Origin of the sequence: Gordonibacter pamelaeae 7-10-1-b, from assembly GCF_000210055.1 — a bacterium.
GTDB classification, from domain to species: Bacteria; Actinomycetota; Coriobacteriia; order Coriobacteriales; family Eggerthellaceae; genus Gordonibacter; species Gordonibacter pamelaeae.
The window spans coordinates 1,138,594-1,145,462 of the sequence record NC_021021.1 but is presented as its reverse complement, the minus strand read 5'-3'; the positions used below and the strand labels follow the sequence as shown (position 1 = coordinate 1,145,462).

The following is a 6,869-nucleotide window of genomic DNA, read 5'->3' as shown; positions in this document are numbered from 1 at the left end:
GGCCAGGCCCAGCCCGCGCAGCCTTACCAGGCCGCCGCGCCGTACGGCCAGCCGCAGCAGCCTTTCGCACCCGGCCAGCCGGTCAACCCCTACGGCCAGCCCATGGCCGGCTACTACCAGCAGCCGGCGAAGAGCGGCAAGGCCACGGGCGCGCTCGTGTGCGGCATCTTCGCCATCCTGCTGGCGTGGGCACCGCTGTTCGGCATCATCCTGGGCATCGTCGCCATCGTGCTCGCGGTGAAGGCCGTGAAAGAAGCCGGCAAGGACGGCAAGGCAACCGGCGGCAAGGTGTGCGGCATCATCGGCATCGTGCTCTCCGTGCTGTCGTTCATTCTGTACCTGGTCATCGGCTTCGGCGCCATGGCCTACGTGGCAGCGCATCCCGGCTCCGTCACGGTGACGGAGAACACGCCCTCCCTCTCCGACTCGGGTTCTAATTCGAGCGCGCTCGGCGCGACCGAGGACGAGAAGCAGGCCGAGGCCGTGGCCCAAGCGGAGCTCGACAAGCTGAAGAATCAGGACCCGGCGTTCGTGCAGCAGCTTGCGGCCCAGCTCGATGCCGAGTTCGCCGACAGCGCCGGCTACAGCTTGGCCGAGCTGGGCGTCGACCCGGTTGCGTTCGTCCAGTGGCTGCTGGCCGACTTCGACTACCAGCTTGACGGTACCTACACGAACAGCGACGGCACCGGCACCACGTATGCCGACGTGACCATGCGCGACGTGTACGCGTTCGCTAGCACCTTCATGACGGACGCCACGGCGTTCTCGCGCTCCACGGAGGCGGGCTCGATGGACGAGGCGGCCATGAAGGCCAAGCTCGGCGAGCTGTTCAATGCCGCCATGGAGAAGACCACGGACACGACCGAGAGCTATATTGGCGTTGACCTGGTGAAGCAAGGGGATGCCTGGGTCATCGACGAAGAGTCCTGGGCCGATGAGACGGAACTGCTGTTCGGCAACCTCTAAACGCCCCGCGCCGCCCGCCCTTTGCGGGACGCGCAACGCCGACTATGCGGGAAGGCGGGCCCAGCGGCCCGCCTTCCCGCATTTTAGAGATAATAAGACTAAGGTAATCATTAATATTTGGGAAACATCTTCTTAAGAAACACTCAAGGCTGAAACCATTGCTATTAACGCTGCCGGTTTGTAATCTCATCGAAAGGCATCGAGAAGGTGCTGCTCCAAGGGGAAGCACGAAAAAGGAGGGAAGAGATGGCGAGCTATATGGAGAAGGTTCGGCAGTCTTCGGAGCTGAGCAGAAGGGGCTTCGTCAAAGCCAGCGCCGCTGCCACGGCCGCCCTGGCCGTAGGCGGCTTGGCCGGCTGCGCGCCCAACAAGGTCGAGCCGGCGAAGGAGGACAAGGCGCCCGACGTCCGCAACGTCACGGACGGCACCTGGGTCACGGCGGCCTGTTGGCACAACTGCGGCGGTCGATGCCTCAACAAGGCGCTCGTGAAGGACGGCGTGGTCATCCGCCAGAAGACCGACGACACCCACGAGGACAGCCCCGACTACCCGCAGCAGCGAGCCTGCGTCCGCGGCCGTGCGCAGCGCAACCACGTGCTTTCGTCCGACCGCCTGAAGTACCCCATGAAGCGCAAGTCCTGGCAGCCGGGCGGCGGCGAGAACTCCCACGGCGATATGCGCGGCAAGGACGAATGGGAGCGCATCACGTGGGACGAGGCTTATACGTATATCGCCGACGAGATCAAGCGCATCAAGGATGCCCACGGCAACCGCGCGTTCTTCGCCGACGGCGGCCCCGTGTCCAAGTTCTTGAGCCTCTACGGCGGCTACATCGGCCACTGGGGCACCACCTCGCGTGGCGCGTGGACGTACACGCCCGACGTGGTGGGCATCGCCCCGCAGCCGAACGAGGGCATCAACGACCGCCTGGACATGCGTAACAGCGAGGTCGTAGTGATGTTCGGCACGAACCCGGCCTGGTCCTCCGCCGGCAACCCTGCCTACCACCTGTTGCAGATGAAGAAGGCCGGCGCGAAGTTCGTCGCGGTCGACCCCTTCTACAACGACTCCTACGCGCTCGTTGACGCCGAGTGGATTCCTTGCCGCCCCTCGACCGACATGGCGCTGTTTTTAGGCATCGCGAACGCCATGCTGGAGCTTGACGGCGAGAAGGGCCTGATCGACTGGGATTACCTGAACGCGCACACCGTAGGCTTCGATGCCGATCACATGCCCGAGGGCGAGGATCCGGCCGGCAACTTCAAGGACTACGTCTTGGGAACCCACGACGGAACCCCGAAGTCGCCCGAGTGGGCTTCCAAGATCTGCGGCGTGAGCCCCGAGAACATCCGCTATCTGGCGGAGCTCGTGGGCAAGGACAACAAGGCCGCCATCCTTATGGCCTGGGCCTCCGCTCGCACGCACAACGCCGACTGCCTGCCCCAGCTGGTCATGACGCTGGGCGCGATGGGCGGCCACTTCGGCAAGTCGGGCCACATGTGCGGCCTGTCGTGCCACTCGCGCTCCTTCAGCGGCGGCACGTACCTGATCGGCGCGGGCTCCAACGGCCTGCCTTCCATCAAGAACCCCCTGGCCGCCACCGAGAGCATCAACGACACGGAGATGTGGAACGCCATCGTCGACGGTAAGTACACCTATGCGGGCGGCTCCACGAAGAAGGTTCCCGGCGAGCCGCGCGAGGTGGACATCAAGCTCATCTACCACGATAGCATGAACGCGAAGCTCCAGACCACCGACGGGCAGGCCAAGGGCATCGAGGCTCACCGCAAGGTCGACCTCGTGGTCACGCACTCCCTGTTCATGACCACGAACGCCGCCTACTCAGATTTCGTGCTGCCCATCGAGTCCTACTGGGAGAAGGAGGGCGGCTTCCTCCAAGGCAACCGCGAGGCGCTCATCTACCACTCGAAGGTGATCGACCGGATGTACGAATGCCTGTCCGACGAGGAGATCGCCAGCGAGATAGGCAAGCGCCTGGGACTCAACTCCGAAGAAGTATTCCCCTTCGGCGTGAAGCAGCAGCTGTTCAACCAGTTCGCGGGGGCCTATATCGTCGACGAGGCAGGCGAGAAGCAGCCGCTCGTCACCATCACCGAGGACGACATCAAGGAATGGGAGTGCGAAGGCGAGCCGCAAGAGGGCGTCTTGGGAATGAAAGAGCTCATCGAGCAGGGCATGTACCAGATACCCCGCTCGCCCGATGACGGCTACACCTACATCGCCTACGAGAAGTTCGTCCAAGACCCTGAGGCGAACCCGCTGAAGACGGCCAGCGGCAAGCAGGAGATATACTGCGCCCCCTTGCGCGATGCCATAAACGGCATCGGCTACAGCAAGATCGAGGCCATCCCCACCTATGTTCCCCCGCAAGAGGGTGTCGAGGCCACGTATAGCGACTTCGAGGTGGGCGTGAAGGGCGACTATCCCTTCCAGGTGTACAACCCGCATTACCTGCGCCGCTCCCACACCGTGTTCGACAACGTGCAGTGGCTGCGCGAGACCTGGCCGAACCCTGTTTTCATCAGCGTTCAGGACGCGAAGGAAAAGGGAATAGAAGAAGGTGACACGGTGCTGCTCACCAGCCCGCACGGCAAGTGCCTGCGCACGGCCTGCCCCACGCAGCGCTTCATGCCGGGCGTCATCGGCCTGCCCCATGGCGCATGGGTCGATATGGACGAGGAAAAAGGCATCGACCGTGCCGGATCGGACAACATCCTCACCGGGCAGATTCAGTCGGGCCAGGGCGTGTCCGGTTGGAACACCTGCATAGGCAACATCGAGAAGTACCAGGAAGAGCTCGCACCCGACTGCGAGCAGCCCATGCGCATCCCCGAAGCGCAGATGTAGGAGAGGTGATCGACGATGGGAAACGGATTCTACTTCGACATGACCGCCTGCATCGGCTGCAGAACGTGCCAGGTTGCGTGCAAGGACAAGAACGACCTTGAGATGGGCGTGATCTTCAGGAGGCTGTCGGACTTCGAGGTGGGGGAGTACCCCGCCGTGCAGACCTACCACTACTCCGGCTCGTGCAACCATTGCGAGAAGCCCGAGTGCGTGGCGGCCTGCCCTAACGCTGCCATGTACATCGACGAGGAAGACGGCACGGTGCAGCACGACGACGAGAAGTGCATCGGCTGCCAGTACTGCGTGAAGGCGTGCCCGTACGGCGTGCCGCAGCATATCGAATCGATCCAGAAGACGCACAAGTGCGACGGCTGCATCCAGCTTCGCGCGAACGGCGAGCAGCCGGCCTGCGTGGCAGCGTGCCCGATGCGCGCCCTCGAGTTCGGGCCGATCGACGAGCTGCGCGCCGCGCATCCCGATGCGGTGAACGCCATCGCGGTGCTGCCCGAGCCCAAGACCGAGCCGAGCATCGCCATCGAGGCGAAGCCGGCGGCGCTCGAGCCCGACCCCGTGTCGGCGCTCATGTAACATCCGATGACAAGCTGCAGCGGCCTCCTCCCTCCCAGCCGCTGCAGCTTGCCCGTAAGGGGGACGACATGCACTACGATGATGCGGCGGGCACCATGCTCGCCAACAGGTGTTTCCTCTACCGCTACCTCTGGCGGGCCTTCGCGGCCGAGCCCGACGACGCGCTGCTCGATATCGTGGCCGATGCGCACACGCGAGAGGAATGCGCGCTGCTCGACGGCGAGGACGGCGAGGGCGCGCGCCTGCAGGATGCGCTCGCCGAGGTGGCGGCCGCAAACGGCCTCGGGCAGCTGCGCAGTGTGTACACGAAACTTTTCATCGGCCCGGCGAAGCTCCCCGCCCCACCATGGGAGTCGGTGTATGCTACCGGGGAGCCGCTGCTGTTCCAGGAGAGCACGCTTGCCGTGAGGGAGGCCTACCGCCGGGCGGGCTACGCCGCCGCGGGTTACCCCCACGAGGCCGATGACCACCTGGCCGTGGAGCTCGACTTCATGGCGACGCTCGCGTCCGACGCACGCGCCGCATACGAGGCGGGCGACAAGGGGCGCAGTGCGGATCTGCTCTCGGTGCAGCGTGATTTCCTGCGCGAGCACCTGCTGGCATGGGTCGGGGCTTTCGCGGAGCGGCTGGCGGACAGTGCCGGTGCCGGGGCCTTCTACCCGCGGTTCGCAGAGCTGGCGGCCCTCGTGTGCGCCCGCGACGCCGAGGTGCTGGAGGAGCTGCTGGCCGCGGGGTAGGGTAGCCGCGACCGCCTGGGGAGGGGCAGCGTCATGGGGAACATAAAGCTGAAGACGAAGTTCGCGGGCCTGATCATCGTGCTGATCGCCGTATCGCTCGTGGCCAACCTGGCCTGGACGTCCGAGAACAAGCGCGCCCAGATGGAGAACGAGTTGCGCGAGAAGGGCATGGTTCTCACCCAGCAGATGGACGCCGTCTGGGAGTTCATGGCCTCGAACCAAGACCGCCTCGAACAGATATCCTACACCGATGACGGCGTGTACCAGGGCCTCCACTGCGCTATCGCCGGCCGCAGCATCGGGCAGCTCTTCACGTCGCAGTCCAGCTACACCACGCGGTTCGTGAACTTCAACCCGCGCAACCAAGCCGACGAGCCGGACGCCTTCGAGGCCCGCGCGCTCGACGCGTTCTACGCCGACTCCTCCTGCCGCGAGTTCTACGAGATCACGCAGTACCAGGGCGAGGAGGTGTTCCGCTACCTTGCGCCCATGCGCATCGAGAAGAACTGCCTCGACTGCCATGGCGAGCCTGCCGGCGAGATCGACGTGACCGGCTATGCCAAGGAAGGATGGCGCTCGGGCGACGTGGGCGGGGCTATCAGCATCGTCATACCGCTCGACGTGTACATGGACAGCGAGAAGGGCGCCGTGGTGCAGGACGTCATCTTCTTCGGCGGCATGCTGGTGGCGTGCCTGGTCATCATGTACCTGGCGCTCACCTACCTTGTCACACGGCCGCTCAGCAAGATACAGGCGGGCGTCGAGCGCATCCAGACGGGCGACTTGGACGTGGAGCTGGCGCACACGGAATCGTCGCGCGAGATGAACACGCTCATGACCGAGTTCAACGAGATGGCGCACGAGCTGGCTGGCATATACAGCAACCTGGAGGCGCAGGTGCAGGTTCGCACCGCGCAGCTGGCCGAGGCGAACGCCGTGCTCGAGCGGCAGCGCGCCCAGCTGGAGGAGGCCAACGGCCGCCTGCGCGACGAGAACCGCTACAAATCCGAGTTCCTGGCCATGATGAGCCATGAGCTGCGCACGCCGCTCACGTCCATCATCGCCTTCACGGAGCTGCTGAACCGCAACAGCGAGCCTGCCGACGAGAAGGAGGCGGAGACGCGGCGCGAGATCGAGGCGAACAGCCGCGCGCTCCTGCTGATGATCAACGACATACTGGAGATGAGCCGGCTCGACGCCGGAAGGATAGAGATGAACAGGGAAACGGTGGACTTAGGAGACATCGCGGGCATGGTGCAGGCCGTGGTGCAGCCGCTGGCGAACCGCAAGGGCATCGCGTTCGCCTGCGAGATAGACCCCGACGTGCCGCTCGTGACGGCCGATTTCGAGAAGCTGCGCCACGTGCTGGAGAACCTGTGCGGCAACGCGGTGAAGTTCACGCCGGAGGGCGGCGACGTGCGCCTGTCCATCAGCTGGCATCCCGAGTGCGGCCAGGTGTGGCTGCGCGTCGCGGACACGGGCATCGGCATCGCGAAGAAGGATCAGCGGCGCATCTTCGACCGCTTCGTGCAAGCCGACTCGTCGGCGTCGCGCCGCTACAACGGCACCGGCCTGGGGCTCTCGCTGGCGAAGGAGTACGCGGAGATGCATGGGGGTACCATCTCGGTGGAGAGCGAGCTGGGGCACGGCAGCGTGTTCACGGTGCGCATACCGGTGGATGGGCCGGACGGGATCTGAGCACGGCAAGGG

General features: G+C 64.9%; 5 protein-coding genes. All 5 read left to right on the top strand.

The window, feature by feature from the left end; genetic code table 11:
- On the top strand, positions 1-966 hold a 966-nt coding region (locus tag GPA_RS05340), incomplete at its 5' end, for a hypothetical protein (RefSeq protein WP_049784023.1).
- A gap of 246 nt (positions 967-1,212) precedes the next feature.
- Positions 1,213-3,834 (top strand): molybdopterin-dependent oxidoreductase, encoded by a 2,622-nt coding sequence (locus GPA_RS05335; protein ID WP_015539193.1) that lies wholly within the window; start codon positions 1,213-1,215, stop codon positions 3,832-3,834.
- Positions 3,835-3,849: 15 nt separating this feature from the next.
- Positions 3,850-4,422: a 4Fe-4S dicluster domain-containing protein gene (locus GPA_RS05330; protein WP_015539192.1), complete on the top strand. Its 573-nt coding sequence runs from the start codon at positions 3,850-3,852 to the stop codon at positions 4,420-4,422.
- Positions 4,423-4,490: 68 nt separating this feature from the next.
- Positions 4,491-5,159: a TorD/DmsD family molecular chaperone gene (locus GPA_RS05325; protein WP_015539191.1), complete on the top strand. Its 669-nt coding sequence runs from the start codon at positions 4,491-4,493 to the stop codon at positions 5,157-5,159.
- 33 nt (positions 5,160-5,192) lie between these two features.
- Positions 5,193-6,857 carry an ATP-binding protein gene (locus GPA_RS05320; RefSeq protein WP_015539190.1) on the top strand — a complete coding sequence of 555 codons (1,665 nt, stop codon included), beginning with the start codon at positions 5,193-5,195 and terminating at the stop codon, positions 6,855-6,857.
- The last annotated feature ends 12 nt before the right edge of the window (positions 6,858-6,869 follow it).